This is a genomic window from Bradyrhizobium sp. ORS 278 (assembly GCF_000026145.1).
Lineage (GTDB): Bacteria > Pseudomonadota > Alphaproteobacteria > Rhizobiales > Xanthobacteraceae > Bradyrhizobium.
The window spans coordinates 792,874-819,871 of record NC_009445.1; the positions used below are offsets into that span (position 1 = coordinate 792,874).

Consider the following 26,998-nt stretch of genomic DNA (forward strand, 5'->3'; position numbering starts at 1 on the left):
GAGGGCCGGGTCGTTCCGGCTGAACCTGTGGTACCTGCCGCCTGCATTTTTCCGCCGGCGGGCCACGGGCCGTGTGCCGAGGCCCGGCCTTCCCTGCGCCCTTTGCACCGTTCGCGAGGGCGGACTGTTGGCAAACCTCGGGCACGACGTGCCGCGAGACAGCGAAGCTGTGCCTCTCATCTTACGTCTTCAGCCGTGTGAACCGCGAATGCGTCCTCGCCCTCCACTGTCGTCCCGGACAAGCCGTGACGCGCGCCAGCGCGACACGGCGCCGATCCGGGATCCATACTCCGCGGCGGTCGTGTTCGGCAAAAGGCCAACGACCAGCGTGCCTCGAACCGCTCCCTGGGGGTATGGGTCCCGGCGTTCGCCGGGACGACGGGAACGGTTGGCGATGCGGCCGGGCATCTACTAGCAATCGATCAAGTAGGAAGAGCCGTGTGATCAGCTCAATGCGCCTCGTCCCAATTATCCGCTGCGCGCGCGTCGACGTGCAGCGGGACGGACAGCAGCACGGCCGGGAAGGGGGCGTCCTGCATGACGTGCTGCACGACCGGCAAGGTCGCGGCGACCTCGTCCTCAGGGACCTCGAAGATCAGTTCGTCATGCACCTGCAGCAGCATCTGAGCCGAGAGCTTCTTTTGCGCCAGCGCCTCCTCGACGCGCGTCATCGCGCGCCGGATGATGTCGGCCGCCGTCCCCTGCAGCCGCGCGTTGATCGCGGCGCGCTCGTTGAAGGCGCGGACCGAGGCGTTCGAGGCCTTGATTTCGGGGTAATGGCACTTGCGGCCGAACAGGGTGACGACATAGCCGTTCTTGCGACAGAACTCGCGGGTCTCGTCCATGTAGGCGCGGATGCCCGGGAAGCGCTCGAAATAGCGCTTGATATAGGCCGAGGCCTCCTCGCGGGCGATGCCGAGCTGGTTGGCGAGGCCGAAGGCGGAGATGCCGTAGATGATGCCGAAATTGATCGCCTTGGCGCGACGACGCACCTCGCTCGGCATGTCCTTGATCGGCACGCCGAACATCTCCGACGCCGTCATCGCGTGAATGTCGAGCCCGTCCTTGAACGCCTGCTTCAGCACCGGGATGTCGGCGATCTCGGCCAGCAGCCGCAGCTCGATCTGCGAATAGTCCGCCGACACCAGCTTGTAGCCGGGCGTCGCGATGAAGGCGCGGCGGATCTTGCGGCCGTCCTCGGTGCGCACCGGGATGTTCTGCAGATTCGGCTCGTTCGACGACAGCCGGCCCGTGGTGGTCGCCGCCAGTGCGTAGGTCGTGTGCACGCGATGTGTCTGCGGGTTGACGTAGGTCGGCAGCGCATCGGTGTAGGTCGATTTCAGCTTCGAGACCTGGCGCCATTCCAGGATCTTGCGCGCGAAATCATTGCCCTGCTCGGCGAGGTCGTCGAGAATCGAGGCGGAGGTCGACCAGGCGCCGGTCTTGGTCCTGGTGCCGCCGGACAGGCCCATCTTGCCGAACAGGATGTCGCCGATCTGCTTGGGGCTGCCGACATTGATCGGCTCGCCGGCGAGCTCCTGCAACTCGGCTTCGACACGCGCCGCGGTCTGGGCGAAGTCGCCGGACAGGCGCGACAGCACTTGGCGGTCGATCGAAATGCCGCGCCGCTCCATGCGCGCCAGCACCGACACGAGCGGCCGTTCCAGCGTCTCGTAAACCGCGGTCATGCGCTCGGCTGTGAGGCGCGGCTTCAGTACGCGCCAGACCCGATGGATGACATCGGCCGCTTCAGCCGCATGCGCCGTGGCGCGGTCGATCGCGACCTGCTCGAACGTCAGCTTGTTCTTGCCGCTGCCGATCAACTCGCCTTCGCTGATGATGGCATGCGCCAGCACATGCTCGGCGAGCGAGTCGAGCTTGTGCGAGCCGCGCCCGGCGTCGAGCGCGTAGCTCATCAGCAGGATGTCGTCGACGTTTTGCAGCGTGATGCCATGCTGCGCCAGCAGCACGGCCAGGAACTTGATGTTGTATCCGATCTTCAAGAGCCCGGTGGATTCCAGCACCGGCTTCAGCGCCGCCAGCGCCTCGCTCTCCTTGATCTGGTCCGGCGCGAGCCCGGCATCGAACAGGCCGCCGCCATCGCCGGCCTGGCGATGCGCCAGCGGGATGTAGCAGGCCTCGCCCGGCGCCAACGCCAGAGACAAGCCGCACAGGTTTGCCTGCATCGGATCGATCGAGCTCGCCTTGACGTCGACGGTGACGCGGCCGAACTCGTGCGCGCGGGCGAGAAAAGCCTTCAGCTCCGGCAGCGAGCGCAACGTCTGATATTTGTCGCGATCGATGCGCGCGCTCTTCGCTGCCTCGGCTCTGGACTCGGCAAGACCAGCAGGCGTGCCCTTGCCCATCGCGGATTTGTCGATGCGTGGATCACCCGTGCGCGGAGCCGTCGCCGGCTTGCTCGGTGCGCTCCCTCCTCCGCTCGCGGGGGAGGACGGGGTGGGGGCCGCCGCCGGGCTCGATCCCACCTTCAATTGCGCGTCCGCGGTCACATCAGCCGGATCGATCTGCGAATACTCCGCCACACGCCTCGTCAGCGTGGAGAACTCCATCGCCTTGAGAAACGCGATCAGCTTGCGCGGATCGGGCTCGTGCACGGCGAGGTCGTCCAGCGGCACCTCGAGGGCGACCTTGTCGTCGAGCAGCACCAGCTGGCGCGAGATCCGCGCCTTCTCGGCATTCTCGATCAGCGCCTCGCGCCGCTTCGGCTGCTTGATCTCGGCCGCGCGCGTCAGCAGGCTCTCGAGATCGCCATAGTCGTTGATCAGCTGCGCTGCGGTCTTGATGCCGATGCCGGGCACGCCCGGCACGTTGTCGGTGGAGTCGCCGGCCAGCGCCTGCACCTCGACGACCTTCTCCGGCGGCACGCCGAACTTCTCGATCACCTCGGCCGTGCCGATGCGGCGGTCCTTCATGGTGTCGTACATCGTGACGCAGTCGTTGACGAGCTGCATCAGGTCCTTGTCGGAGGACACGATGGTGGTGGTGGCGCCGCGCTCGCAAGCGAGCCGCGCATAGGTCGCGATCAGGTCGTCGGCCTCGAAGCCGGACTGTTCCAGGCAGGGCAGGTCGAAGGCGCGCACGGCCTCGCGGATCAGCGCGAATTGCGGGATCAGATCATCGGGTGCCGGCGGCCGGTGTGCCTTATAGTCGGCGTAGATCTGGTTGCGGAACGTGACCTCGGACTTGTCGAACACGATCGCCAGATGCGTTGGCCGGTCGGTCTCGGGCATGTCGCGCAAGAGCTTCCAAAGCATGTTGCAGAAGCCGAGCACGGCATTGACGTTCAGTCCGTCGGACTTGCGGTTCAGCGGCGGCAGCGCGTGATAGGCGCGGAAGATGTAGGACGAGCCGTCGACCAGGAACACATGGTCGCCTTTGGCCGCGGCCTTTGCCAAATTCTTGGCGGCGGCAGGCGCAGGAGCGGCGGGCGTGACGGCGGCTTTCTGGGGAGCTTTGGGCATGGCCGCAATGTAGGGAATTTGGCCGGGATTGACACCCTCGGAACGGCAGATTCCGGCGCGTTCCCCACCCAATTCGATGGCCTCGCAGGCCTTGGTCGGCGCCACAAATTTCGCCGTCGTCCCGGGCAAGCCGCGTCGCCGCGAAGCGGCGGCGGGGCGCCGACCCGGGACCCATACTCCGCGGCGGGAATGAGGCGGCAGGCCGGGGCCACAGCGTGCCCAACGCTGAGGACGGTGGCTATGGGTCCCGGGTCTACGCCCGGGACGACACCGTGGGTGGCGCTACTCTGCCGGCTGCATCGCAGGCCGTGCCTTCGGCGGCGCAATCCAGAACGCGACGGGGCGTTCGAACAGGAAGCGGGCGCCGACAACAAGCGCGAGGCGCCAGATCGCGAGCGCGCCGAGCACGCCGGCGATGGTCACCAGCAGCGAGACCGTTCCGATATCGGTAATGATCCCCGTCTTCAGCAGCAATGTGCGCGTCGCGGCCATCGGCAGGAAGAAGGCGAGATAGATCACGATCGAATGCTCGCCGCAGAACCTGAGCGCGTTGAGAAGCTGGGCCCGCGCCAGCAGGGTGCCGGCGATGATGATCGCCACGGCGCCGGCATAGCCGAGCAGCAGCGAGACGATGGGCCACTCGCTGACGCCGAGGCTCACCAGCGACTGGTTGGTCACCGCCCAGGCGAGCAGGCCGGTGACGGCGAGCATCGGCTGTGCCCGGGCGCGATACGACATGGCGAAGATGATCGTCGCGAACAGATAGCCGGAATAGATGTAGACGAAGCGGGCGCAGAATTCGTCGATCACGGTCCAGCCGGTCGAGATATGCGACATTTCCAGGCCGGCGGCGATGCCCCAGATCACCGGCACGGGGACCGTCCGTGTCACCTTGATGACGACGAAGAGGATCGGCAGCAGATAGATGAACCACAGCGTGCCGAACGGCTCGATGAAGGATTCCAGGTACAGATACCCGGCATGCGGCCAGCCGTTCGCTGCGGCGAAGCCGGGCGCCTTGAAGCCGAACTGGATCGTCACCCACAGCACGTAGAAATAGGCGAAGTGCAAGACCTTGCGGTCGAGATAGGTACGCCAGTCGCGGTCGATCACCAGCGGCAGGAACAGGCCGGAGATCAGGAAGAAGTCCGGCATCCGGAACGGTTTTGCGAAAGCGACCACGGCATGCATGAATCCGGTCTCGCCGGCCGCGAGCTCGACGCCGAGCACCGAGTGCATCATCACCACCATGATGATGCAGATGCCCTTGGCGTAGTCCACCCAGTCGATGCGCGCCTCGGTTCCGGCCGGCCTCGGCGTACCATTCGCGGTCATGCTGTCCCTCTCTGGCGCGGAGCTGCCGCATTCTCGGGCAGAGCCGTTAATACTCCTTGCTGTCATCCAAACGTCATGCCGTTTTCTAAATTCCCCCTGGGCCGCAAATGGTCTAAGACGCCAAAGTATTAACCTTGAAGGATGGGTTTCGATGCGAATTGCGATGATCGGCACGGGGTATGTGGGGCTGGTGTCCGGGGCCTGCTTCGCCGATTTCGGCCACGAGGTCACTTGCGTCGACAAGGACGAGAGCAAGATCGCCGCGCTTCATCGTGGGGAAATTCCGATCTTCGAGCCGGGGCTGGATGCGCTGGTCGCGGCCAACGTCAAGGCCAAGCGCCTCGACTTCACGACCGACCTGAAGCAGCCCGTCGCCGATGCCGACGCCGTCTTCATCGCCGTCGGCACCCCGTCGCGGCGCGGCGACGGCCATGCCGACCTCACCTACGTCTATGCAGCGGCGCGCGAGATCGCGGCGTCGCTGACCGGCTTTACAGTCGTCGTGACCAAATCGACCGTGCCGGTCGGCACCGGCGACGAGGTCGAGCGCATCATCCGCGAGACCAATCCGGCGGCCGATGTCGTCGTCGCCTCGAATCCTGAGTTCCTGCGCGAGGGTGCGGCGATCCGCGACTTCAAATGGCCCGACCGCATCGTGGTCGGCACCGATGACGAGCGCGGCCGCAAGGCGCTCGGCGACATCTATCGCCCGCTGTCGCTGAACCAGGCGCCGATCATGTACACGGCGCGGCGCACCGCGGAGCTGATCAAATACGCCGCCAACGCGTTCCTCGCCACCAAGATCACCTTCATCAACGAGGTCGCCGATCTCGCCGAGAAGGTCGGCGCCGACGTGCAGGAAGTGGCGCGCGGCATCGGTCTCGACAACCGCATCGGCTCCAAGTTCCTCCACGCCGGTCCGGGCTTCGGCGGCTCGTGCTTCCCGAAGGATACCCGCGCGCTGATCAAGATCGCGCAGGACTACGACACGCAGCTGCGCATCGTCGAATCCGTGCTGGCGGTGAACGACAACCGCAAGCGCGCGATGGCGCGCAAGGTAGCGCATGCGGTCGGCGGCAATCTGCGCGGCAAGACGGTCGCGGTGCTCGGCCTCACCTTCAAGCCGGAGACCGACGACATGCGCGAGGCGCCGTCGATTCCGCTGGTGACGGGTCTGCTCGACATGGGCGCAAAGGTGCGCGCGCATGATCCGGTCGGCATCGAGCAGGCCAAGAAGGAGCTGCCCGAGATCGCCTATTTCGAGGATCCCTATGCCTGCGCCACCGGCGCCGACGCGATCGTGCTGGTCACCGAATGGGTGCAGTACCGCGCCATGGATCTCGACCGCCTGAAGCAGGTCATGGCCCGGCCGGTCGTCGTCGACCTGCGCAACGTCTACCGTCCTGACGAGATGGCAGCGCACGGCTTCGTCTATGAGAGCGTCGGCAGGCCCTCGGCGAAGGGCGCGTGACGCTGACTGATTGTCATACCCCGCGAAGGCGGGGTATCCAGTACGCCCGGTCGTCGTGATCAATGACGGCTGTGTGTACTGGATCGTCCGCCTTCGCGGACGATGACAGGTTCCGACCCTTGCCCCTTCGCTTCGACACCCCGCTGCCCATCGATGCCGTGCTGGACGATTTGTCCGGCACGCTCGCACGCAGTAACACCGCCGTCCTGGTGGCGCCGCCCGGCGCCGGCAAGACGACGCGGGTGCCGCTCGCCCTGCGCGATGCGCCGTGGATCGGGGACAAGAAGATCATCGTGCTGGAGCCGCGCCGCATCGCCGCTCGCGCCAGCGCCGAGCGGATGGCTAAGTCGCTCGGCGAGTGCGCCGGCGAGACCGTCGGCTATCGGGTGCGGTTCGGCTCGAAGATCTCGCGCGCGACCCGCATCGAGGTCGTCACCGAGGGCATCTTCACCCGCCAGATTCTCGATGATCCCGAGCTCACCGGCGTCGCGGCCGTGCTGTTCGACGAATTCCACGAGCGCTCGCTCGATGCCGATCTCGGCTTGGCCTTGGCCCGCGACGCGCAGCAGGGCCTGCGCGAGGATCTCCGCATACTCGTGATGTCGGCGACGCTCGACGGCGCCCGCGTCGCCAGCCTGCTCGGCAATGCGCCCGTGGTCGAGAGCGAGGGCCGGGCCTTTCCGGTCGAGACCCGCTATGTCGGCCGCAAGCCGGATGTGCCGGTCGAGCGCCAGATGGCCGAGACGATTGCCTCCGCGCTGCGCGCCGATGCCGGCTCGGTGCTGGCGTTCCTGCCCGGCGCGGCCGAGATCCGGCGCACCCAGACCATGCTCGCCGAGCGCGTCCAGGATGCTGCAATCGAGATCGTGCCGCTGTTCGGCGCGCTCGATGCCGCGGTCCAGGACCGCGCGATCTCGCCGGCGCCGAAGGGCCACCGCAAGGTGGTGCTGGCGACCTCGATCGCCGAGACCTCGCTGACCATCGAGGGCGTGCGCATCGTGGTCGATTCCGGCCTCGCCCGCGTGCCGCGCTACGAACCTGATATCGGCCTGACCCGGCTGGAGACGGTGCGCGCCTCGCGCGCCGCCGTCGACCAGCGCCGCGGCCGCGCCGGCCGCACCGAGCCCGGCGTCTGCTACCGGCTGTGGGACGAGCCGCAGACGGCCTCGCTCGCCGCCTACACGCAGCCGGAAATTCTCAGCGCCGATCTGTCCTCGCTGGTGCTCGACCTCGCGCAATGGGGCGTCAGCGATCCCGCAGGCTTGAGCTTCCTCGATCCGCCGCCGCTACCGGCCTGGAAGGAGGCGCGCGATCTCCTCAACGAACTCGGCGCGCTCGATGTCGGCGGCCGCCTCACCGAGGAGGGCCGGCGGCTGCGGGCGCTCGCGTTGCCGCCGCGGCTGGCGCGGATGATCGTCGATGCAGCCGACTACGGCGCGGCAGGGCAGGCGGCCGATATCGCCGCGATCCTGACCGAGCGCGGGCTCGGCGGCGACAGCGTCGACCTCGAGGTCCGGCTCGATCAGTTCCGCAGAGATCGCTCGCAACGGGCGCAGAGCGCGCGTGACATGGCGCGGCGCTGGGCGCAGCAGGTCAGCTCGGCGGCGTCGCCGCGAGAGGCCGGGGATCTGGCGACCGGGCTGATGCTGGCCTTCGCCTTCCCCGACCGTGTGGCGCGCAACCGCGGCAATGGCAGCTTCGTGCTGGCCAATGGCCGCGGCGCCGCGGTCGACCAGACATCGTCGCTGGCACGGGTGCCCTACATCGCCGTGGGCGAGCTGACCGGCACGGCGGCCAGCGGTCGCATCCTGCTGGCGGCGCCGCTCGCGCTCGAGGACATTGAGCGTCACTTCGCCGCGCAGATCGAGGCAAAGGACGAGGTCAGTTTCGACCCGAGCGCGATGGCGCTGCGTGCGCGCCGCCGGCGCAAGCTGCACGCGATCACCATGGCCGATGCGCCGGTGGCGCTGACGCCGTCGGAGGACACCGCGCGCATCTTCGCCGAAGGGATCTGTGCCGCCGGCCTCGACCGGCTGCCGTGGTCGAAGGCCGCCAGCCAGTGGCGCGATCGCGTCACCTTCCTGCGCAAGGCGGAGGGCGATGCCTGGCCGGATCTGTCGGATGCCGGGCTGATCGAGCGGCGCGAGGATTGGCTGGTGCCGCTGCTCGCCGACAGGACCTCGCTGCGCGATGTCTCTCCGGGCGACGTCTCGGACGCCGTCATGGGTCTGCTGCCCTGGGACCTCCGCGCCCGGCTCGACAAGGAGGCGCCGACCCATTTCGAGGCGCCGACCGGGACCATGCTGGCGATCGACTACGAGGCCGAGCAGGGGCCGACCATCGCGGTGCGGCTGCAGGAGCTGTTCGGGTTGAACGTTCATCCGACGATCGCCCGTGGAGCGGTTCCGCTGGTGCTGGAGCTGCTGTCGCCGGCGCAGCGGCCGGTGCAGGTGACGCGCGATCTGCCCGGCTTCTGGCGCGGCTCCTATGCCGCCGTGCGCACCGATCTGCGCGGCCGCTATCCCCGGCATCCCTGGCCGGAGGATCCCGCCAGCGCCATGCCGACCCGGCGGGCCAAGCCTCGGGGAACATAGCTGATGCAAATTATACCGCCCGAATGGCCCTCGTTAACGCTTCGCTCATCGTTTTCGCCAAAATGGCGGCGGCAGCCGTTACGCTTCAGTCGCCCGTCAGCGGCTTTCATGATCAAGTCGGTTGCGGGGTAGAGTCGGGCGTTGCGTGATGCGTAACATAATGATCTTCGCGGCCGTTCTCGTCGGCCTCGGCACCTTCATGGCGCAGCTGGCCGATCGCCTCACGCCGGCGCCTGCGTCCGCCACCCCCTCGGTGCGGAGCGCGACGGTAGACACCGCAGCCGCAAGCCAGCGCAGCCTCAGCATCCCGACGGACCGCCGCGGCCATTTCCGCGCCGACGGCCGCATCGACGGCCAGCGCATCAGCTTCATGATCGACACCGGCGCCTCGATGGTCGCGCTCAACGAAAGCTCGGCCGCCCGCTTCGGCCTGCGCCCGGCGCGCGGCGAGTACACCGCCAATGTGACGACGGCCAACGGGACCGTGAAGGCCGCCCGGGCGAAGCTTGCGATGGTCGAACTCGGCGAGCTCACCGTGCGCGATGTCGACGCCCTCGTGTTGCCGGACGCGGCGCTGTCCGAGAACCTGCTCGGATTGTCGTTCCTGTCCAAGCTGAAGCGCTTCGCCTATGCCAACGGCCAGATGGTGCTGGAGCAGTAATCACGATCGCTGAAGATCGGACGATGCGACGGCGGCCCCATATACCGTAAGATCAGATGGGGGAGGCTCCCTGCCTGATTGTTGCCTGCTTTCCTCTGCCTTTGTTGTATGACGTCTTTGTATGAAGCCGCGCGCCGCGCGACTGCACTGTTCCATTGATGTGATTTCCCGAGGCCCCTCCTTATGTTCCCCAAGCCGAAACCCATCTTGGTCCCCAATACCTACGCCTTTGAATCCGAGCCGATGGTGAAGCCGACGGGCTTCCGCGAATATGACGCGCGCTGGCTGTTCAACAAGGAAATCAACCTGATGGGGGTGCAGGCGCTCGGCATGGGGCTGGGCGCGCTGATCGCGGAGCGCGGCGTGAGCCGAGAAATCGTGACCGGTCACGATTTCCGTGGCTACTCCGCCTCGATCAAATACGCGCTGATCTCGGGCCTGATGGCCGCCGGCTGCAAGGTGCACGACATCGGTCTTGCGGTGACACCCATGGCCTATTTCGCGCAGTTCGAGCTCGATGTGCCCTGCGTCGCGATGGTGACCGCCTCGCATAATGACAACGGCTGGACCGGCGTTAAGATGGGCGCCAATCGTCCGCTGACCTTTGGGCCGGAGGAAATGACACGGTTGAAAGAGATCGTGCTCAACGCCGAGTTCAAGAACACGGGCGGCGGCTCGTATCAGTTCCACGAGAATTTCCCGGCGCGCTACATCGCCGATCTGACTAACCGTCCGAAACTGAAGCGCAAGCTCAAGGTCGTCGCCGCCTGCGGCAACGGCACCGCGGGCGCGTTCGCGCCACAGGTGCTGGAGGCGATTGGCTGCGAGGTGATCCCGCTCGACACCGAGCTCGATCACACCTTCCCGAAATACAATCCCAATCCCGAAGACATGGAGATGCTGCACGCCATTCGCGACGCCGTACTCGCCCACAAGGCCGATGTCGGCCTCGGCTTCGACGGCGACGGCGACCGCTGTGGCGTGGTCGACAACACCGGCGAGGAGATCTTCGCCGACAAGGTCGGCGTCATGCTGGCGCGCGACATGTCCGCGATCCACAAGGACGCGCAGTTCGTCGTCGACGTGAAATCAACCGGCCTGTTCATGACCGATCCGGTGCTGCAGGCGCAGGGCGCCAAGACCGAATATTGGAAGACCGGCCATTCCTACATGAAGCGCCGGACCAACGAGCTCGGTGCGCTCGCGGGCTTCGAGAAGTCCGGCCATTTCTTCTTCAACAAGCCGTTCGGTCGCGGCTATGATGACGGCCTCGTCTCGGCGATCGCGATCTGCGAGATGCTCGACCGCGCGCCGGGCAAGTCGATGGCCGACCTCAAGGAGGCCCTGCCCAAGACGTGGTCGTCGCCGACGATGTCGCCGCATTGCGGCGACGAGGTCAAATACGGCGTCGTCGACGCGGTGGTGAAGCATTTCCAGACGCTGCAGCAGCAGGGCGGCAAGGTCGCCGGTCAATCGATCCGCGATCTCGTCACCGTCAACGGCGTGCGTGTCACGGTGGAGGACGGCAGCTGGGGCCTGGTGCGCGCGTCATCCAACAAGCCGGAGCTCGTCGTCGTCGTCGAAAGCCCCGTGTCGGAGCAGCGCATGCACGACATGTTCGAGGCGGTCAACGTCGTGCTGCGGACGCACCCCGAAGTGGGCGCCTATAATCAGACGATCTGATACGCCAGGGCGAGCATGCCTCGCACGAGGCGCGCTCGCCTTTGTCCAGGCAATTCGGCGAACTAAGCGACCCGCAGCGATTTCAGGAACTGATCGACCTCGGACTTGAGCCGAGCCGATTGCGAGGACAGGCCGTTCGCGGACTCCAACAGCCGGGACGCGGCGCCGCCGGTCTCGTTGGAGGCCTGCGTCACGCTGCCCATGCTTTGGCTCACCAGTCGCGTGCCTTCGGAGGCCTGCTGCACGTTTCCGGAAATTTCCCCCGTCGCGAGCCCCTGCTGTTCGACGGCGGTTGCGATCTCCTTGGAGATCCCGTCGATCTCGGCGATCGTGCCGCCGATCATCTGGATGGCGCTTACGGCATCACCCGTCGCGCTCTGGATGCTCTGCACCTGGCTGGAGATTTCCTCGGTCGCCTTCGCAGTCTGATTGGCCAGCGCTTTCACCTCGCTGGCGACGACGGCAAAGCCCTTCCCGTGCTCGCCGGCGCGGGCGGCCTCGATGGTGGCGTTCAGCGCCAGCAGGTTGGTCTGGCTGGCGATCGTCTGGATCAGCGTCACCACCTCGCCGATCTTCTGCGTGCCCGCGGCGAGGCTTTCGACCACGCTGTTGGTGCGTCGCGCCTCTTCGGCGGCTTTCGCGGCGATCTCCGCGGAGCGCGTCACCTGCTGGGAAATGCTGCCGATGGAGGCGGTCAGCTCTTCGGTTGCGGCAGCGACGGTCTCGACGTTGGTGGAAGCGCGCTGCGAGGCGTGGGCCGCTGCCGACGTCTGGCGCGAGGCTTCGGCGCTGTTACGGCTCATCAAGGATGACAGGTTCTGGACCTCGTTCGCAGCGACGGCCACCGCCTCCACGATGCCGCCGATCTTGCGCTCGAAGCCTTCCGCAAGCTCGCGCCGGGCGAGATCGCCCTGTTGCTTGACCCGCTGCTCGGCCTCGGTCCGCTCGGCGTTGGCACGCGCTTCGGCCGCGATCGCCGCATTGGCTTCGGCGGTCTTGCGCATGCTGGTTTCGAACAGCTGCGTGAGCTTGAGCGCCAGCGCGCCCAGAACGCCCGCCTCGATCAGGAGGATGACAGCGTGCAGCACCACGCGGCCGAAATCGCTCCCGCCGGGATAGACCGCGGCCGGAAAAACGAAGTTCAGCACCAGATGGTGAAGCGCGACGGCGACCGTTCCCGCCACGATGGGCCGGTAGTCGCAATAGGCGACGAGACAGGCCAGCGCCGCGAAGAAGTACATGTGCATGTCGACCTGCCAGGCGTGGCCGGACATCTGGTAGACGAGCACGGACACGCCGCCCATCAGAGCAACTGCGACCGTGAGCTGGGTCGCCAAGCCGTCGCCGGCGCTGCGCCAGGAGAGCGTCGCCGCGGCCGCCAAGGCGACCATCATCATCGTCGGCAACATCCAATCGCCGCGCGACAGCCCGATGATGAGCGCGAGTGGAACGTGAATCCAGAGCACCGCCAGCAGAAGCTTGCTGGTTGCGTCACGGAGAATTGCCAGATCGTCGGTCTCGCCGGTCATTCCCATCCCCCCGATCATCATCATTGTGTAAAGCAGGCGGAGATCGCCTGCGGGTCGATGACGAGCCAGGCCCCCGCCTTGCGCAGCCGCGCCAAGCCGTCGTGTTCGCCAGGACGAACCACGAGCAGCGACGAAAATGCCGTCGTACGCACGAGAGCGGCGTCAGCCGATGCTGCAGCCAGCATCGTCTGTTGCGCGCTCCACCAGGGTGGAAAAGCGACGGCGACGATCTCGCGCCCGGGGTGCACCTGCAGCGACAGCGCTGCCACACCGACGAAGCTCGCGATCAAAAGCGCCATTGCGTTCAGCCAAGCGCGCGACGATGAAGGTATGGTTGCACCGGACATCATCACATCTGAAGATAGATGGATGAAGATAACTTCCGGTAAACGATGATGGGGAAACAGGACAAAAGGCCGACTACGTGTGGCTGAGCATTGCCACGGCCCCACCGTGTGGGCTCGAACGAGCGGCGAGACTATGCGGGCCGGACTAGACCGGCGGCACCGGCAAGGCCGTGACCGACTTGATCTTCTCCATGGCAAAGCGCGAGGTGACGTTCTTCAGCGGCACGGCGCTGATCAGCTTCTTGTAGAAAACGTCGTAGCTCTGCATGTCCGCAACCACCACGCGCAGCATGTAGTCGACGTCGCCCGCCATCCGGTAGAACTCCATCACCTCCGGCATCGAGCTGACCGCCTCGGCGAACTTCTTCAGCCAGGCTTCGGAATGATCGGCACTCTCGACCGAGACGAACACGGAGATGCCGAGCCCGATCTTGTTCTGATCGACCAGGGCAACCCGGCGCAGGATGACGCCGTCGGCCTCCAGCCGCTGGATGCGCTTCCAGCACGGCGTCGACGACAGCCCAACGCGGTCGCCGATCTCAGCGACCGAGAGAGAGGCATCTTCCTGCAGGACCATTAGGATCTTGCGGTCGATAGCGTCGAGCCGGCGGTTGGCTTCAGGGCCCTGGGCGGTGACGTCGGTCATGGAGAAATTTGTTCCATATGAAGGTCGAGAAACCCTCATATAGAGAAAATCGTTCCAAGGCAAGGATCGGCCGTTCAGGCCACGTCAGGCGCCTCGAATGCGGTCTTCAGCTACCGCTAGTCTGCATCAGCAGCCAGCGGCCGACCAGATGATGCGCAATTGCGAACGGATGCGGGCCCGCCAGGCCGTCGGGATGCTGCCGCTGCAGCATCAGCTGGGCCTCGTCGCGGCTGAACCAGCGGACGTCCTCGAGTTCGGTGCGGTCGATGACGATGTCCTCGTTGAGCGCCCGCGCGCTGCAGCCGATCATCAGCGAGGACGGATAGGGCCAGGGCTGGGTCATGTAGTAGGTCACGTCGGTGCAGCGGATGCCGGACTCCTCGAACACCTCGCGGCGGACGGCGTCCTCGATCGTCTCGGCGGCCTCGACGAAACCCGCGAGACAGGAATACATGCCCGCCGGAAACTGCTTCTGCCGGCCGAGCAGGCACTTGTCGCCGGAGGCGACCAGCGAGATCACCACCGGGTCGGTGCGCGGGAAATGCTCGGTCTTGCAATTCGGGCATTCGCGCTTCCAGCCGCCCTCGCGCATCGCGGTCTTGGTGCCGCAATTGGCACAGAAGCCGTGGCGCTGATGCCAGGACACCATCGACTTGGCCATGGCGATCGTCGCCAGTTGCTCGACAGGAATCGCGCCCTGCATCGCCAAGCCGCGCAGCTCGGTGACCGATACATCCTCGCGGCCGGCGAGCTTCTCGACGGCCGCTGGCGAGATGCCCATGCCGAACACGGCCGCGCCGTCCTGCAGGCCGAGGAAGATCGTGCCGGGATTGGCGCCAAAGCCGAGCGCCTCATCGATCGACAGCAGCGGACGCAACTGGTCGCCGTCGCGCTTCAGCACCAGCGAATCGCGATGCACGACATAGGCGCGGGTCGAAGGCTTGCCCTCGAAGGCGAGCAGCTTGTCGTCATGAAAGCGCAGATGGGCGGCGCGCTCGATCGGATGGCCGACGAAGGCCGGCTTGCCCAATGGAAACAAGTCGAATGGCGACATCTCTCACCCTAGCCAGATCTTGCGCCTGACAGCGCTGATGAAACTCTCAACCTCCTGCGCGTCGTGTGGCACAGGGGTTGCGACGCCCCAGACCGGGCGCGGCCAGGCCACGTCACTGGTGCGGCGGGCGATGATATGGATGTGCAGCTGCGGCACCATGTTGCCGAGCGCGGCGACGTTCAGCTTGTCGCACTTGGTGATCTCCTTGACGGCGCGCGACACCCGCGTGATCTCGGTCATCAGCTGCGCCTGGGCGACCTCGTCGAGATCGATGATCTCGACCGCGTCCTCGCGGCGCGGCACCAGCAGCAGCCACGGATAGTTGGCGTCCTTGATCACCAGCACGCGCGACAGCGGCAGGTCGCCGATATTGATCGTGTCCTTCGCCAATTGCGGGTGGAGCGACCAGGCTGATTCGGACATGAGGGCGGGTTCCTGGCAGGGCGGTCATGCGGGCAGCGCTGCGGCACCTAAATCCTTTCCGAGCTGCGGCACAAGCCCGCGGGGCGCTGGGCCGGACCGGCGAAGCTCGCGCTTGCTTTCCGGACCGTTTGGCCCCAAATAGACAGCGGGAGATTGGCGGTGGACGAGCCACTCGCCAACCGGGTCAGGTCCGGAAGGAAGCAGCCCTAACGAGGTCCGGATCGGGTCGCTCGTCAGTCTCCTACTCGTTTTCTCGAGCGAATCGCGCAAAGTTGGCGGGGACCCCGCGCAGGGCGGGCGCTCGACCGCACTCCGGCTGATTGCGTCGAGGCTGATGGCGTCGACGACCGCGATCGAAGGCCGGCCTGGAATGTTTCACTTGCGGATCGCTCGATGACTGACGTTGGCGCCCCACCTGTTCCGCCCGACAGCGCCGACGCTCCCCCCAAGCCCTACCGGGTTCTGGCGCGCAAATACCGCCCCTCCAGCTTCGCGGATCTGATCGGCCAGGAGGCCGTGGTGCGCACCGTCTCGAACGCGTTCGAGACCGGCCGGATTCCGCAGGCCTGGATCCTCACCGGCGTCCGCGGGGTCGGCAAGACGACCACCGCCCGCATCCTTGCCCGCGCCCTGAATTACGAGCTGCCCGACGGCTCGGTGAAGGGGCCGACCATCCACATGCCGGTGCTCGGCACCCATTGCCAGGCGATCATGGAAAGCCGGCACATGGACATCCTGGAGATGGATGCGGCGTCGCATACCGGCGTCGACGACGTTCGCCAGATCAATGACAGCGTGCGCTACGCCCCGGCCAGCGCGCGCTACAAAGTCTACATCATCGACGAAGTCCACATGCTGTCGACGGCGGCGTTCAACGCCTTCCTGAAGACGCTCGAGGAGCCGCCGGAGCACGCCAAATTCGTGTTCGCGACGACAGAAATCCGCAAGGTGCCGGTGACGGTGTTGTCGCGCTGCCAGCGCTTCGATCTGCGCCGTGTCGAGGCCGACGTGCTGATGAAGCATCTCGCCGGCATCGCGACCAAGGAGGGCGTGACGATCGAGCCGGAGGCGCTCGGCATCATCGCGCGCGCCGCCGAGGGCTCCGTGCGCGACTCGCTGTCGCTGCTCGACCAGGCCATCGCGCATAGCGCAGGCGAGGTGCGTGCCGACGACGTCCGGCAGATGCTGGGCTTGGCCGACCGGACCCGCGTGATCGATCTGTTTCATTATCTCGCGAGCGGCGACATCGCGGCCGCCTTCAAGGAATTCCGCGAGCAATACGACGTCGGCGCCGATCCGGTCGTCGTGCTGTCGGATCTCGCCGAGTTCGTGAACTTCGTGACCCGCGTGAAGGTCGTGCCGGCCACCGCCGACAACGTCGCGTTCAGCGAGACCGAGCGGCTGCGCGCGCGCGATTTCGCGACCAAGCTGTCGATGCGCGTGCTGTCGCGGATGTGGCAGATGCTGCTCAAGGGCATCGCCGAGACGCAAGGCGCGACGCGTCCCGCGGCCGCCGCGGAGATGGTGCTGGTGCGCATTGCCTATGCGGCCGATCTGCCGACGCCCGACGAAGCCATCCGCATGATCGACCAGAACGGCGGTGGATCGCCTGTGGTCACGAATGGCGGCGGCGGACGCTCTGCGCCGGCGCCCAGCATGAGCACTGCGGCGCAGCCGGTGATGAGTGCGGCGCCGATGCAGGCGCCGCGCATGCAGGGTCCGACGCTGGCCGCGGTCGGTGGCGGCATGAGGCCGCAGGCGATGTCCTCGCAGCCGGCGTCGGCGTCGCACGAGCAGCCGGCCTTGCGGCTCGGCAGCTTCCAGGAGCTTGTCGCCCTCGCAGCTAAGAATCGCGACCTCATCACCAAGAGCGCGCTCGAGATGGACGTCAGGCTCGTCCGTTTCGAGGACGGCCGGCTGGAGATCGCGCTGGAACGGACGGCGCAGCGCGCGCTTGTGTCAGACCTCGGCCGCAAGCTGGAGGACTGGACCGGCCGGCGCTGGACCGTGATCGTTTCCAACGAGCAGGGGCAGGCGACCCTCCGCGAGCAAAACCTGCGCGCCAAGAGCGAGCGCGAGGCGGCGGCGGAAGCGGATCCGCGGGTGCAGGAGATCCTGGCGCGGTTTCCCGGCACGAAGGTGATCGAAGTGCGCCGGCTCGCCCCCGAGCCGCCCGAATCGGACGCCAGTGCTGTCGAGCCGCCGGACGAGTTCGACTCCGACAATGATGATGACCTTTAAGCTGATGACGAGGTGCTCCGATGGCTGACTTTCTCGGCATGATGAAACAGGCGGCGCAGCTGCAATCGAAGATGCAAGAGATGCAGGCCGAGCTCGGCAATGTCGAGGTCGAGGGCATCTCCGGGGGCGGCCTCGTCGCCGTGCGCATGACCGCCAAGATGGACGTGAAGTCCATCAAGATCGATCCGTCGCTGCTCAAGCCGGAAGAGGCGGAAATCCTCGAGGATCTCCTGGTGACCGCGCATGGCGACGCGCGCCGCAAGGCGGAAGCTGCGATGCAGGAGAAGATGCAGGCCATCACCGGTAAGCTCGGCCTGCCGCCGGGCTTCGGCTTCGGTTAGTTCATGAACGTCGTGACCTGATGGCCGTCGCCGGTCCTGAAATCGAGCGCCTGATCCAGCTGCTTGCGCGCCTGCCCGGCCTCGGGCCGCGCTCGGCGCGGCGTGCCGCGCTGCATCTGATCAAGAAGCGCGAGGCGCTGATGGTGCCGCTCGCGTCGGCGCTGCAGGTCGCGATCGACCGCATCCAGGTCTGCAAGACCTGCGGCAACATCGACACGCAGAGTCCCTGCACGGTGTGCACCGACCCACGGCGTGATCCCGCGATGATCGTAGTCGTCGCCGACGTCGCCGATCTCTGGGCGCTGGAGCGCGCGAAGGCGAGCAACGGCCGCTATCACGTGCTCGGCGGCACCTTGTCGCCGCTCGACGGCGTCGGTCCGCAGGACCTCACCATCGACGCGCTGGTGCAGCGCGCGCATGCGCCGGAGGTGTCCGAGATCATCCTCGCATTGAATGCGACGGTGGATGGCCAGACCACGGCGCATTACATCACCGACCTCCTGCAGGAGGCGAACGTCAAGGTCACGCGGCTGGCGCATGGCGTGCCGGTCGGCGGCGAGCTCGACTATCTCGACGAAGGCACGCTCTCGGCCGCGATGCGGCAGCGCACCTTGTTCTAAGCACAGACGAAAGTGGAATGATGACGAAACGCGGATTCGGCAAACGGCTGGCTTTGGGCGCGATTTGGATGGTGCTCTCGGCAGCGTCAGTGCTCGCCCAGCAGGGTGAAGCGCCGCAGAAGGCCGGCAAGCCGCTGAACACCGGCGACGTGCTGTCGGGCGAGCTGACCGCGCTGAAGGTCAAAGGCGCCAAGCCGGGCCAGCCGTCATCGGCCTATCAGATCACCAGCGAGCCACGCCGCCTGCCGCCGCCGAGCGGGCTGTGCAATCTGGAGACCGGGCCGGAGACGTTCCAGCTGGTCACCGCGACGCCGGCACAGGCGTCGCAACTGAAGGGCCTGCTGGGCAAGCAGATCGCGGTGAAAGTCGACGAGATCGCCTGCGCCCAGCATGCCGGGCAGATCAGCGAAGCAGTCGTGACCAAGTGGAGCCTGGTGAAGCGGTGATAAGCTCGGCGCTTTCACGCGCATGCAGCGCCCCAATCACCGTCGTCATCGCCCGGCTTGACCGGGCGATCCAGTACGCCGCGCCCCCTCGGTCGATCGCAGACGTCTCTGGAATACTGGATCACCCGCCTTCGCGGGTGATGACGACCTTTTATGAAGGTGAGAGCTAAACTTTCACTGGCCCGAGCGCATCAAAATGCCCGCGGCGCTGCAGCCACGCCAGCAGCACCAGACTCGGTATGGCCACCAGCACGCAGATGACGAAGAACAGCGGCCAGCCGGTGGCCTTTGCGACGTAGCCGGCGCCTGACGACAGATAGGTGCGGCCGACAGCAGCGAGCGCGGTGAGCAGGGCGTATTGGGTTGCTGTGTGCAGCGGGTTCTTACAGAGGGCCGAGAGATAGGCGACGAAGATCACGGTGCCGATCGCGCTCGTGAAGTTCTCTGCGGAGATCGCCAGCGCCAGCGCCCATTGATTGACGCCGACGATCGCGAGCCAGGAGAAAGACAGGTTGGCCAGCGCCTGCACCACGCCGCCGATCCAGAGACTGGTGGCGAGCGAATAGCGCCGGGCGACGAAGCCGCCGGCAAAGCCGCCTGCGAGCGTGGCGCCGAGGCCGACGCCTTTCACGATCGCCGCGTAGTCGACCTTGCTGAAGCCGAGGTCGATGACGAACGGCGCGGTCATGGTGCCGGAGAAGGCGTCGGTGAACTTGAACAGCACGACGAAGGCGAGCGCGGCGAGCGCGTCGCGCCGGCCGAGGAATTCGACGAACGCGCCGGCCGCAGCCTGCGCCACGCGGGTCAGCGCGGTGTCGGCGCCCATCGCAGCTTCGGCCTGCTTGGACTGTGCAGGCTCGGTCGCGGCGAGCGCCGTGATCGTGCCAATCAGCACCAGGCCTGCCATCACGACATAACCCCACATCCACGACGCCGGTCGCGTCAGCCCCGAGCTCTCGAAGCCGCTGACCACGACGAGCGCCCCGGCGGTCGAGACCAGCATGCCGATGCGATAGGCCGCGACATAGGCGGCCATGCCGGCGGCCTGCTCGCTCTCCGGCAGGCTCTCGACGCGGAAGGCGTCGACCACGATGTCCTGCGTTGACGACGTCGCGGCCACCAGCAGCGCGGCCAGCGCAACCATGAACGGCGCATGCGCCGGGTCGGTCAGCGCCAGCAGCAGGATGGCCGCGATCAGCAGCAGCTGCGCGAACAGCAGCCAGCCGCGCCGCCGCCCGAACGCGCGCGTCAGCAGCGGCACATGCAGCGCGTCGACCAGCGGCGCCCACAGGAACTTCAGCGTGTAGGGCGTGCCGACGAGGGCAAACAGCCCGATCGTGCCGAGATCGACACCGAGCTCGCGCATCCAGATCTGCAAGGTCGAGCCGGACAGCGCCAATGGCAGGCCTGAGGAAAAGCCGAGGAACAGCACCACGAGGACGCGCGGCTGGAGATAGACGGCCATGCTCTCGCGCCAGGTGGGGGCGGGCTGGGCCACGGGCTTTGCAGCAGTCGCTGAGAGGTCGTTTGTCGCGTCGGGTGCGGTCATGAACGGGTGGTAGCAGATTTGGACGGCGCCACAAGCTCAGCTGTCATCGCCCGGCTTGACCGGGCGATCCAGTATTCCAGAGGCCTATCCATCGCCTCCGGCGATCTGCGGATAGAGGTCGATCCAGTTTGGGTTGTCCTTCTCGATCAGTGAAATCTTCCAATCCCGCGGCTACTTCTTCAACCGCTTCTCGCGATGAATGGCTTGTTCGACTTGTTCAAAGACTTCGAAGTAGACGAGGCGGGTCACACCATAACGTTTAGTGAAGCTGTCGGATATCTTCGCTCTATGTTCGGCCACACGACGCATCAGGTCGTTTGTCACGCCGGTGTACAGCGTGCCGCCGATGCGGCTGGCGAGGATGTAGACGTAGTAGGAGCGCGTACCCATCAGACGTCTCTGGGATACTGGATCGCCCGGTCAAGCCGGGCGATGACAGTCTTGTCGGAGTTGCTGGCTTACGCAAGACAGCCGTCCGGCCGTCACTCCCCCGCCTGCAGGCGTCCCGCCAGCGGAGACAGGTCCGGCGTCGCACCCGTGCCCGGCGCGATCCGCGGCGACTCCACCGCTGCGTCCGGCTTGCTGAAATCCAGCTCCTCGATGCGGGCAGCGCGTTTCTCGATCTTGTCGGCTGAAATGAGGATCTGGCGGATGTCCTCGCCGACATCGCCAAAGTGCTTCTGCAGCTTGAGCACGCGCTCGCGCAGGCGGCCGAGATCGTCGCCGAGATGGATCACCTCGTTGCGGATCTGGTCGGCGGCGTCGCGGATGCGGGCGTCCTTCATGATCTGCTGCATGACCTGGATCGCGAGCATCAGCAGCGACGGCGACACCAGTACGACGCGGGCGCGATAGGCCTTCTGAATGACGTCGTCGAAACCATCGTGGATTTCAGCATAGACGGACTCCGACGGCACGAACATCAGCGCGGTGTCCTGCGTCTCGCCGACGACCAGGTACTTCTCCGCGATGTCGTTGACATGCCGCAGCACGTCGGTGCGCAGCTGCTGCGCGGCAGCGCGCTTCTCATCCTCGGTCTCTGCATCATGCAGAGCGGTGACGGCTTCCAGCGGAAACTTGGCGTCGATGCACAGCGGCCTCGTGTCGGGCAGGAACACCACGCAGTCCGGCCGCTTGCCGCTGGCGAGCGTGTGCTGGAACGCGTAGCTGCCCCTCGGCAGCCCGTCCTGCACGATCGCCTCCATGCGCGCCTGGCCGAACGCGCCGCGTGACTGCTTGTTGGCGAGCACGTCGCGCAAGGTCGAGACCTGCGTGGTCAGCTCGCTGAGATCGCGATGGGCGTTGTCGATGATGCCGAGCCGCTCATGCAGCACGCGCAAGGAGTCCATGGTGTGGCGCGTAGTCTGCTCCATCGACTGGCCGACGCGATGGGTCACGGCGTCGAGCCGCTCGTTGACGCTGCGCGCCAGATCCACCTGGCGACCGGCGAGCAATTGCGCCATGGCGTCGACCCGGCCGGAGGCCTCGCTCTGCACCCGGATCATCTCGCCGAACCGTTGTTCGAGCTCCTCGGTTCGCATCGCCTGCTGGGCGGCGAGAACAGCGCTGCGTCGTCCGGAGCGGGCCACCGCCAAGCCGATCATCGCGAGCAGCAGCAGCACCATCACGCCGAATCCGATCAGCGCATCGCTGGCCCGGATCGGCAGGTCGCCGATCATGACGACGACAGGATTGAGCGCAGAATTGAGCGGCTGGCTGGCGGTCATCGCCCCCGTCTATCCGATTCGCAAGGCGTCGCGAACGAAGAGAGAACATTTATGGTTAAGGCCGGGTTAAGAAGCGTGGTTAACGGACCGTTGAAATTCATGGTTAGCGATGTCTTAACCGCGCGCCGTCACATTGACCGCGCCTGTTCCGGGGCTTAAATCGCGCGCCATGTCCTTAAGAGAAATCATCATCCTGCCCGACCGGCAGCTCCGGCTGGTGTCCAAGCCTGTCGAGAAGGTCACGCCGGAGATCCGGCAGCTGGTCGACGACATGTTCCAGACCATGTACGACGCACCCGGCATCGGGCTCGCGGCGATCCAGGTCGCGCAGCCCCTGCGCGTCATCACCATGGACCTCGCCAAGCCGGATTCCGGCGGCGAGACCAAGCGCGAGCCGCGGGTCTTCATCAATCCGGAGATCATCGCCAAGTCCGACGAGCTGTCGGTGTATGAGGAAGGCTGCCTGTCGATCCCCGAATATTACGAGGAGGTCGAGCGGCCGGCGCGCGTGCGCGTGCGCTTCACCGATCTCGACGGCGTGGTTCGCGAGGAGGATGCCGAGGGTCTCTACGCCACCTGCATCCAGCATGAGATCGACCATCTCAACGGCGTGCTGTTCATCGACTATCTGTCGAAGCTCAAGCGCGACCGCGTGATGAAGAAGTTCACCAAGGCCGCCAAGCGCGCCGGCGAGTAACGACTAATCTCTCTCTTCCGTCATGCCCGGGCTTGTCCCGAGCATCCACGTCTCTCCATCCGGCACTGCCGCGAGACGTGGATGGCCGGGACAAGCCCGGCCATGACGGCGGGGTAGAGGCTTTGCAGGGTCTCCGACCACATGCCGCTTCGCCTGATCTTCATGGGCACGCCGGACTTCGCCGTGCCGACCCTGCTCGAGCTCGCCGGCCACGGCCACGAGATCGTGGCCGTCTACACCCGCGCGCCGAAACCCGGAGGCCGCCGCGGTCTCGCGCTGGTGCCGACCCCGATCGAGTCCGAGGCGCGCCGGCTCGGCATTCCCGTGCTCACGCCGAAGACGCTGAAGACCGAGGAGGCCTTGGCCGAATTCCGCGCGCATGAGGCCGATGCCGCGGTGGTCGTCGCCTATGGCATGATCCTGCCGCAGGCGATTCTCGATGCGCCGAAGCTCGGCTGCTACAACCTGCATGCCTCGCTGCTGCCGCGCTGGCGCGGTGCCGCGCCGATCAACCGCGCGATCATGGCAGGTGACGCCGAGAGCGGCGTCATGGTCATGAAGATGGATGTCGGGCTCGACACCGGCGACGTCGCGATGGCCGAACTCCTCGCCATCACCGACGCGATGACCGCATCCGATCTGCACGACAAGCTGTCCCGCATCGGCGCGGACCTGATGGTTCGCGCGATGGCGGCGCTGGAGCGCGGCGGACTGACATTGACCAAGCAGGCCGAGGACGGCGTGACTTACGCCGCCAAGATCGAGAAGGCGGAGGCGCGGATCGACTGGACGAAGCCCGCGCATGCTGTGCTGCGCCACATCCACGGCCTGTCGCCGTTTCCCGGCGCCTGGAGCGAGATCACGATCGACGGCGAGGCGGTGCGGCTGAAGATCCTGCGATGCGCCCTCGCTCGCGGCACGGGCGAGCCGGGTACCGTTGTCGACGACGAGCTCACCATCGCTTGTGCCGACAGCGCGATCCGCATCACCGAGCTGCAGCGCGCCGGCAAGAGCCCGATGAAGGCCGCGGACTTCCTGCGCGGCACCCGCGTTGCGCCGGGCCTGCGCTTCGGTTGACCACCACAGCTCGTCAGCCGCGGGCTTGACCCGCGCATCCATCTCGCGAACAAGCTTCATGCTTGGATGGATTGCCGGGTCGAGCCCGGCAATGACGGCCAAACGCAATCGAGGCGATGCCCCGCTACAAGCTCACCATCGAATATGACGGCGCGCCGTTCTGCGGCTGGCAGCTGCAAGAGACGCTGCCGTCGGTGCAGGGCGTGCTCGAGGCGGCCGTGCAGGCGACCTGCGGTGTGCCGACCCGCGTGCACGGCTCGGGTCGAACCGACGCCGGCGTCCACGCCACCGGCCAAGTCGCGCATTGCGACATCGACAAGGAGTTCCGTCCTGACAAATTGCGCGACGCGCTCAACGCCCATCTGCGGCCGAACCCGGTTGCCGTGCTCGACGCGCAGATCGTACCCGACACGTTCGAAGCCCGCTTCTCGGCGCGCAAGCGGCACTACCGCTATCGGATCGTCAACCGCCGTTCCAATCTCGCGCTCGAGGTCGGCCGCGTCTGGCGGGTGCCGCAGCGGCTCGATTCGGATGCGATGCACGTCGCCGCGCAGCGGCTGATCGGCAAGCATGATTTCACGACGTTCCGCGACACAGAATGTCAGGCGAAGTCGCCCGAGAAGACACTCGATCAGCTCGACGTCGTCAGGGATGGAGATGCTGTCACCATTATCACCTCGGCACGCTCTTATTTGCACAGCCAGGTGCGCTCGATGGTCGGCTCGCTGGTCTGGGTCGGGCAGGGCCGCTGGAGCGCTGATGATCTGGCAGCCGCCCTGGCGGCGCGCCGCCGCGCGGCCTGCGGAGTGGTCGCTCCGCCGGAGGGACTCTATTTGGTGCAGGTCGACTATTGAGATCCGATCTTCAGTGGAACCGGTCGCCGACAACATTAACATATGCGAATGAGCATCCCGATGAGTTGCTATTCTGCATTGCGGGCCAGACTTCCTTAACCTCAAATTGAAGTCCCCGCTGTTATCGGATGCGCTCGTGCTGCTCTTCAGCGAGGTCGGTCGTGCGCATTCGTCAAGTCTTTCTGCTCTCCCTGCTGCTCGGGGCCGTCATCGGCCTGCTCGCCACCGTGCTGTTCGCCTGGCAGCAGCTCACCGCGCTGCAATCCGCAAGGACGGCGGCCCGTGACGCGCAGCTGCTGGCCGCCATGTTGAAGCTGCCGGAGAAGCTGAACCTCGAGCGCGCGATGGTCAATCCGCGGCTGGCCTCGCCGTATCCGGCGACGGCGGATGAGACCGCCTCGTTGCAGAAAATCCTGCAAGGCTCGGACGAGGCCTTCGCCAAGGCGCGCAGCCTTGCGCAACTCGGTGAGGACACCGCCGCGCTGGATTCGATTCAGCAGAAGCTGCGCGCCGTGCGCGCTTCGGCACTCGACGCGGTTGCGCAGGCCAGGACGGCGCGGTCGGACGCCGTGCTGCGCGATTACGTGCCGCAGATGTTCACGATCCAGGAGACCACCGGCGGCCATGTCGAATTGATCGTCCGCCGCATCAACGCCGCCAATCCCGCCGTGGGACAGGCCGCGCGCCTCGCCGTGATCGGCTGGGACCTGCGCGACTGGGCCGGCCGCGCCACCACCACTTTCATCCGCATGATCGCGACCAAGCAGCCGATGGCCGGCGAGCCGGCCGAGGCGATGGCGATGTTCAAGGGGCGGATCGAGCGCATCTGGTCGTCGGCCAAGCTTGCCGCCGCCGAGATCGATCAGAAGCCGATCCTGGCGGCGCTCGCCAATGTGGAGAGCGGCTACTGGGCGCGCGGCGGCGATCTCTATGCAGCGCAGGTCGCGCCGAATCGCGGCAAGGTGCTCGAGCTCGATCCTGATCAGTTCCTGCGCGCGATGTTTCCGATCCTCGATACGATCCTGCCGCTGCGTGACGCAGCCATCGCCGAGGCGCTGCGTCAGAGCGAGATCGCGATCTCCGACTCGCAGACCCGCTTCGCCCTCGCGCTGGCGCTGCTGCTCGTCAATATCGCCGCAGCCATTCTGGGAACGCTGTGGTTCAATGCCCGCGTGATCAAGCCGCTCTCGATCCTGACCGAGCTGATCGGACGCATTGCCGGCGGCGCGCGCGATGTCGAGGTCGCCTATCGCGACCGTACCGACGAGGTCGGCACGCTCGCCAATGCCATCGGCGTGCTGCAGGACAAGTCGGCCGAGGCCGACCGGCTGGCGCTGCAGGGCGCCGACGCGGAAGCGCGGCGCGATGCGCGCCGGCAGAAGATCGAGGCGCTCACCCGCCGCTTCGGCGAAGTGATCGATACGTTGTGCGGCCGACTGAGCGACGCCGCCAGCGGGCTCAAGCAGTCGGCCGAAACGCTCGACGGCTCGGCCAGCACCACGGCATCGCGGGCGACGGCGGTGGCCGACGCGGCGGCGCAGGCGACGGCCGGCGTCAGCACGGTCGCGGCCGCATCCGAGGAGCTCGACGCGTCGATGAAGGAGATCACCCGGCAGATCGCCGAGGCGGCTTCGGAGTCGTCGAATGCGACCAGCCAGGCGCTCGACACCACCGACAAGGTCCGCACGCTCGCCGGCAGCGCCACGCGTATCGGCGACGTCGTGCAGCTGATCCGTGCCATCGCCTCGCAGACCAACCTGCTTGCGCTCAATGCCACGATCGAATCGGCGCGCGCCGGGGAGGCCGGCAAGGGCTTCGCCGTCGTTGCCTCCGAGGTGAAGAGTCTGGCCTCGCAGACCAGCAAGGCGACCGAGGAGATCGAGAGCCAGATCGCGGCGATCCAGAACGAGACTGGCAGCACGGTCGCCGCGATCGAGAAGATCGCGGCCGTCGTCAACACCATCAGCGGCGTGACGGGAGCGGTGGCGAGCGCGGTGGCCGAGCAGAGCGCCACGACGCGGGAGATCGCCCGCAGCGTACAGCAGACCGCGAGCGGCACCAACGATGTTTCGTCGTCGATCGCGCTGGTCAGCGCAGCCGCCGCCGACACCCGCGGTTCGGCGCGCTCGCTGCTCGATTCCGCCGCGAGCCTCGCAGGGCAGGCGACGGATCTGCGCCGCGAGGTCGATCAGTTCTTGGCGGAGGTGAAAGCCGCCTGATC

At 66.4% G+C, this 26,998-nt stretch carries 21 protein-coding genes, 1 other RNA gene and 1 pseudogene; 13 read left to right on the forward strand and 10 right to left on the reverse strand.

What is annotated here, in order from left to right; translation table 11 throughout:
• Positions 1 to 449: 449 nt before the first annotated feature.
• Positions 450 to 3,482, reverse strand: coding sequence for a DNA polymerase I (gene polA, locus BRADO_RS03530; protein ID WP_041757296.1), 3,033 nt, complete (start codon positions 3,480 to 3,482; stop codon positions 450 to 452).
• 282 nt (positions 3,483 to 3,764) lie between these two features.
• Entirely contained in the window at positions 3,765 to 4,817 is a 1,053-nt protein-coding gene (locus tag BRADO_RS03535) for an acyltransferase family protein (protein ID WP_011923935.1), read from the reverse strand.
• Between the two features lie 151 nt (positions 4,818 to 4,968).
• Between BRADO_RS03535 and BRADO_RS03540 the strand changes: the two genes are divergently transcribed.
• The 4 genes from BRADO_RS03540 (at position 4,969) to BRADO_RS03555 (ending at position 11,226) form a co-directional block, all read left to right on the forward strand.
• Positions 4,969 to 6,288: a UDP-glucose/GDP-mannose dehydrogenase family protein gene (locus BRADO_RS03540; RefSeq protein WP_011923936.1), complete on the forward strand. Its 1,320-nt coding sequence runs from the start codon at positions 4,969 to 4,971 to the stop codon at positions 6,286 to 6,288.
• 119 nt (positions 6,289 to 6,407) lie between these two features.
• Positions 6,408 to 8,882, forward strand: a complete 2,475-nt coding sequence (gene hrpB, locus BRADO_RS03545; RefSeq protein WP_011923937.1) for an ATP-dependent helicase HrpB — start codon at positions 6,408 to 6,410, stop codon at positions 8,880 to 8,882.
• 160 nt (positions 8,883 to 9,042) lie between these two features.
• Positions 9,043 to 9,543: a TIGR02281 family clan AA aspartic protease gene (locus tag BRADO_RS03550; protein ID WP_011923938.1), complete on the forward strand. Its 501-nt coding sequence runs from the start codon at positions 9,043 to 9,045 to the stop codon at positions 9,541 to 9,543.
• 183 nt (positions 9,544 to 9,726) lie between these two features.
• Positions 9,727 to 11,226: a phosphomannomutase/phosphoglucomutase gene (locus BRADO_RS03555; RefSeq protein WP_011923939.1), complete on the forward strand. Its 1,500-nt coding sequence runs from the start codon at positions 9,727 to 9,729 to the stop codon at positions 11,224 to 11,226.
• Positions 11,227 to 11,288: 62 nt separating this feature from the next.
• On the opposite strand, the gene BRADO_RS03560 is transcribed toward BRADO_RS03555, so the two are convergent.
• The 5 genes from BRADO_RS03560 to BRADO_RS03580 form a co-directional block, all read right to left on the reverse strand.
• Positions 11,289 to 12,755, reverse strand: coding sequence for a methyl-accepting chemotaxis protein (locus tag BRADO_RS03560; protein ID WP_041757297.1), 1,467 nt, complete (start codon positions 12,753 to 12,755; stop codon positions 11,289 to 11,291).
• 20 nt (positions 12,756 to 12,775) lie between these two features.
• A complete protein-coding gene (locus tag BRADO_RS35980; protein WP_011923941.1) occupies positions 12,776 to 13,054 on the reverse strand; it encodes a hypothetical protein in 279 nt (92 codons plus the stop codon).
• Between the two features lie 193 nt (positions 13,055 to 13,247).
• Complete coding sequence (locus BRADO_RS03570; protein ID WP_011923942.1) at positions 13,248 to 13,748, reverse strand: Lrp/AsnC family transcriptional regulator; 501 nt, start codon at positions 13,746 to 13,748, stop codon at positions 13,248 to 13,250.
• 106 nt (positions 13,749 to 13,854) lie between these two features.
• Positions 13,855 to 14,802, reverse strand: coding sequence for an NAD(+) diphosphatase (gene nudC, locus BRADO_RS03575; protein ID WP_011923943.1), 948 nt, complete (start codon positions 14,800 to 14,802; stop codon positions 13,855 to 13,857).
• Positions 14,803 to 14,805: 3 nt separating this feature from the next.
• Positions 14,806 to 15,225, reverse strand: a complete 420-nt coding sequence (locus tag BRADO_RS03580; RefSeq protein WP_011923944.1) for an HIT domain-containing protein — start codon at positions 15,223 to 15,225, stop codon at positions 14,806 to 14,808.
• A gap of 148 nt (positions 15,226 to 15,373) precedes the next feature.
• On the opposite strand from BRADO_RS03580, the gene ffs reads away from it, so the two are divergent.
• The 5 genes from ffs (at position 15,374) to BRADO_RS03600 (ending at position 18,873) form a co-directional block, all read left to right on the forward strand.
• Positions 15,374 to 15,470: signal recognition particle sRNA small type (gene ffs / locus BRADO_RS33420), an RNA gene on the forward strand.
• A 148-nt stretch (positions 15,471 to 15,618) separates the two neighbouring features.
• Positions 15,619 to 17,466 (forward strand): DNA polymerase III subunit gamma/tau, encoded by a 1,848-nt coding sequence (locus tag BRADO_RS03585; protein WP_011923945.1) that lies wholly within the window; start codon positions 15,619 to 15,621, stop codon positions 17,464 to 17,466.
• A gap of 20 nt (positions 17,467 to 17,486) precedes the next feature.
• Complete coding sequence (locus BRADO_RS03590; protein WP_006611474.1) at positions 17,487 to 17,807, forward strand: YbaB/EbfC family nucleoid-associated protein; 321 nt, start codon at positions 17,487 to 17,489, stop codon at positions 17,805 to 17,807.
• A gap of 20 nt (positions 17,808 to 17,827) precedes the next feature.
• Positions 17,828 to 18,427, forward strand: a complete 600-nt coding sequence (gene recR, locus BRADO_RS03595) for a recombination mediator RecR (RefSeq protein ID WP_008964175.1) — start codon at positions 17,828 to 17,830, stop codon at positions 18,425 to 18,427.
• A gap of 20 nt (positions 18,428 to 18,447) precedes the next feature.
• Positions 18,448 to 18,873, forward strand: a complete 426-nt coding sequence (locus BRADO_RS03600; protein ID WP_041757298.1) for a hypothetical protein — start codon at positions 18,448 to 18,450, stop codon at positions 18,871 to 18,873.
• 166 nt (positions 18,874 to 19,039) lie between these two features.
• Here BRADO_RS03600 and BRADO_RS03605 read toward each other — a convergent pair whose 3' ends face one another.
• From BRADO_RS03605 to BRADO_RS03615, 3 genes and pseudogenes are all read right to left on the reverse strand, one after another.
• Positions 19,040 to 20,422 carry an MFS transporter gene (locus tag BRADO_RS03605; RefSeq protein WP_011923947.1) on the reverse strand — a complete coding sequence of 461 codons (1,383 nt, stop codon included), beginning with the start codon at positions 20,420 to 20,422 and terminating at the stop codon, positions 19,040 to 19,042.
• A gap of 84 nt (positions 20,423 to 20,506) precedes the next feature.
• A pseudogene (locus BRADO_RS03610) lies at positions 20,507 to 20,812 on the reverse strand (GIY-YIG nuclease family protein).
• A gap of 92 nt (positions 20,813 to 20,904) precedes the next feature.
• Positions 20,905 to 22,149 (reverse strand): DNA recombination protein RmuC, encoded by a 1,245-nt coding sequence (locus BRADO_RS03615; protein WP_011923949.1) that lies wholly within the window; start codon positions 22,147 to 22,149, stop codon positions 20,905 to 20,907.
• A gap of 169 nt (positions 22,150 to 22,318) precedes the next feature.
• Between BRADO_RS03615 and def the strand changes: the two genes are divergently transcribed.
• The 4 genes from def to BRADO_RS03635 all read left to right on the forward strand — a co-directional run bounded on the left by def (position 22,319) and on the right by BRADO_RS03635 (position 26,996).
• On the forward strand, positions 22,319 to 22,846 hold the full coding sequence (def, locus tag BRADO_RS03620; protein ID WP_011923950.1) for a peptide deformylase: 528 nt from the start codon (positions 22,319 to 22,321) through the stop codon (positions 22,844 to 22,846).
• A 141-nt stretch (positions 22,847 to 22,987) separates the two neighbouring features.
• Entirely contained in the window at positions 22,988 to 23,923 is a 936-nt protein-coding gene (gene fmt / locus BRADO_RS03625) for a methionyl-tRNA formyltransferase (RefSeq protein ID WP_011923951.1), read from the forward strand.
• A 116-nt stretch (positions 23,924 to 24,039) separates the two neighbouring features.
• A complete protein-coding gene (gene truA, locus BRADO_RS03630; RefSeq protein ID WP_011923952.1) occupies positions 24,040 to 24,777 on the forward strand; it encodes a tRNA pseudouridine(38-40) synthase TruA in 738 nt (245 codons plus the stop codon).
• A 161-nt stretch (positions 24,778 to 24,938) separates the two neighbouring features.
• Entirely contained in the window at positions 24,939 to 26,996 is a 2,058-nt protein-coding gene (locus tag BRADO_RS03635; RefSeq protein WP_011923953.1) for a methyl-accepting chemotaxis protein, read from the forward strand.
• Positions 26,997 to 26,998 lie beyond the last annotated feature (2 nt).

Coding starts and splice junctions, on each gene's coding strand:
- BRADO_RS03580 (WP_011923944.1), bottom strand. CDS start 15,225: ATGTCCGAATCAGCCTGGTCGCTCCACCCGCAATTGGCGAAGGACACG.
- BRADO_RS03555 (WP_011923939.1), top strand. CDS start 9,727: ATGTTCCCCAAGCCGAAACCCATCTTGGTCCCCAATACCTACGCCTTT.
- BRADO_RS03550 (WP_011923938.1), top strand. CDS start 9,043: ATGATCTTCGCGGCCGTTCTCGTCGGCCTCGGCACCTTCATGGCGCAG.
- BRADO_RS03535 (WP_011923935.1), bottom strand. CDS start 4,817: ATGACCGCGAATGGTACGCCGAGGCCGGCCGGAACCGAGGCGCGCATC.
- BRADO_RS03590 (WP_006611474.1), top strand. CDS start 17,487: ATGGCTGACTTTCTCGGCATGATGAAACAGGCGGCGCAGCTGCAATCG.
- BRADO_RS03540 (WP_011923936.1), top strand. CDS start 4,969: ATGCGAATTGCGATGATCGGCACGGGGTATGTGGGGCTGGTGTCCGGG.
- recR (WP_008964175.1), top strand. CDS start 17,828: ATGGCCGTCGCCGGTCCTGAAATCGAGCGCCTGATCCAGCTGCTTGCG.
- BRADO_RS03615 (WP_011923949.1), bottom strand. CDS start 22,149: ATGACCGCCAGCCAGCCGCTCAATTCTGCGCTCAATCCTGTCGTCGTC.
- BRADO_RS03600 (WP_041757298.1), top strand. CDS start 18,448: ATGACGAAACGCGGATTCGGCAAACGGCTGGCTTTGGGCGCGATTTGG.
- nudC (WP_011923943.1), bottom strand. CDS start 14,802: ATGTCGCCATTCGACTTGTTTCCATTGGGCAAGCCGGCCTTCGTCGGC.
- def (WP_011923950.1), top strand. CDS start 22,319: ATGTCCTTAAGAGAAATCATCATCCTGCCCGACCGGCAGCTCCGGCTG.
- polA (WP_041757296.1), bottom strand. CDS start 3,482: ATGCCCAAAGCTCCCCAGAAAGCCGCCGTCACGCCCGCCGCTCCTGCG.
- BRADO_RS03585 (WP_011923945.1), top strand. CDS start 15,619: ATGACTGACGTTGGCGCCCCACCTGTTCCGCCCGACAGCGCCGACGCT.
- fmt (WP_011923951.1), top strand. CDS start 22,988: ATGCCGCTTCGCCTGATCTTCATGGGCACGCCGGACTTCGCCGTGCCG.
- truA (WP_011923952.1), top strand. CDS start 24,040: ATGCCCCGCTACAAGCTCACCATCGAATATGACGGCGCGCCGTTCTGC.
- BRADO_RS03605 (WP_011923947.1), bottom strand. CDS start 20,422: ATGACCGCACCCGACGCGACAAACGACCTCTCAGCGACTGCTGCAAAG.
- BRADO_RS03570 (WP_011923942.1), bottom strand. CDS start 13,748: ATGACCGACGTCACCGCCCAGGGCCCTGAAGCCAACCGCCGGCTCGAC.
- BRADO_RS03560 (WP_041757297.1), bottom strand. CDS start 12,755: ATGACCGGCGAGACCGACGATCTGGCAATTCTCCGTGACGCAACCAGC.
- BRADO_RS35980 (WP_011923941.1), bottom strand. CDS start 13,054: ATGGCGCTTTTGATCGCGAGCTTCGTCGGTGTGGCAGCGCTGTCGCTG.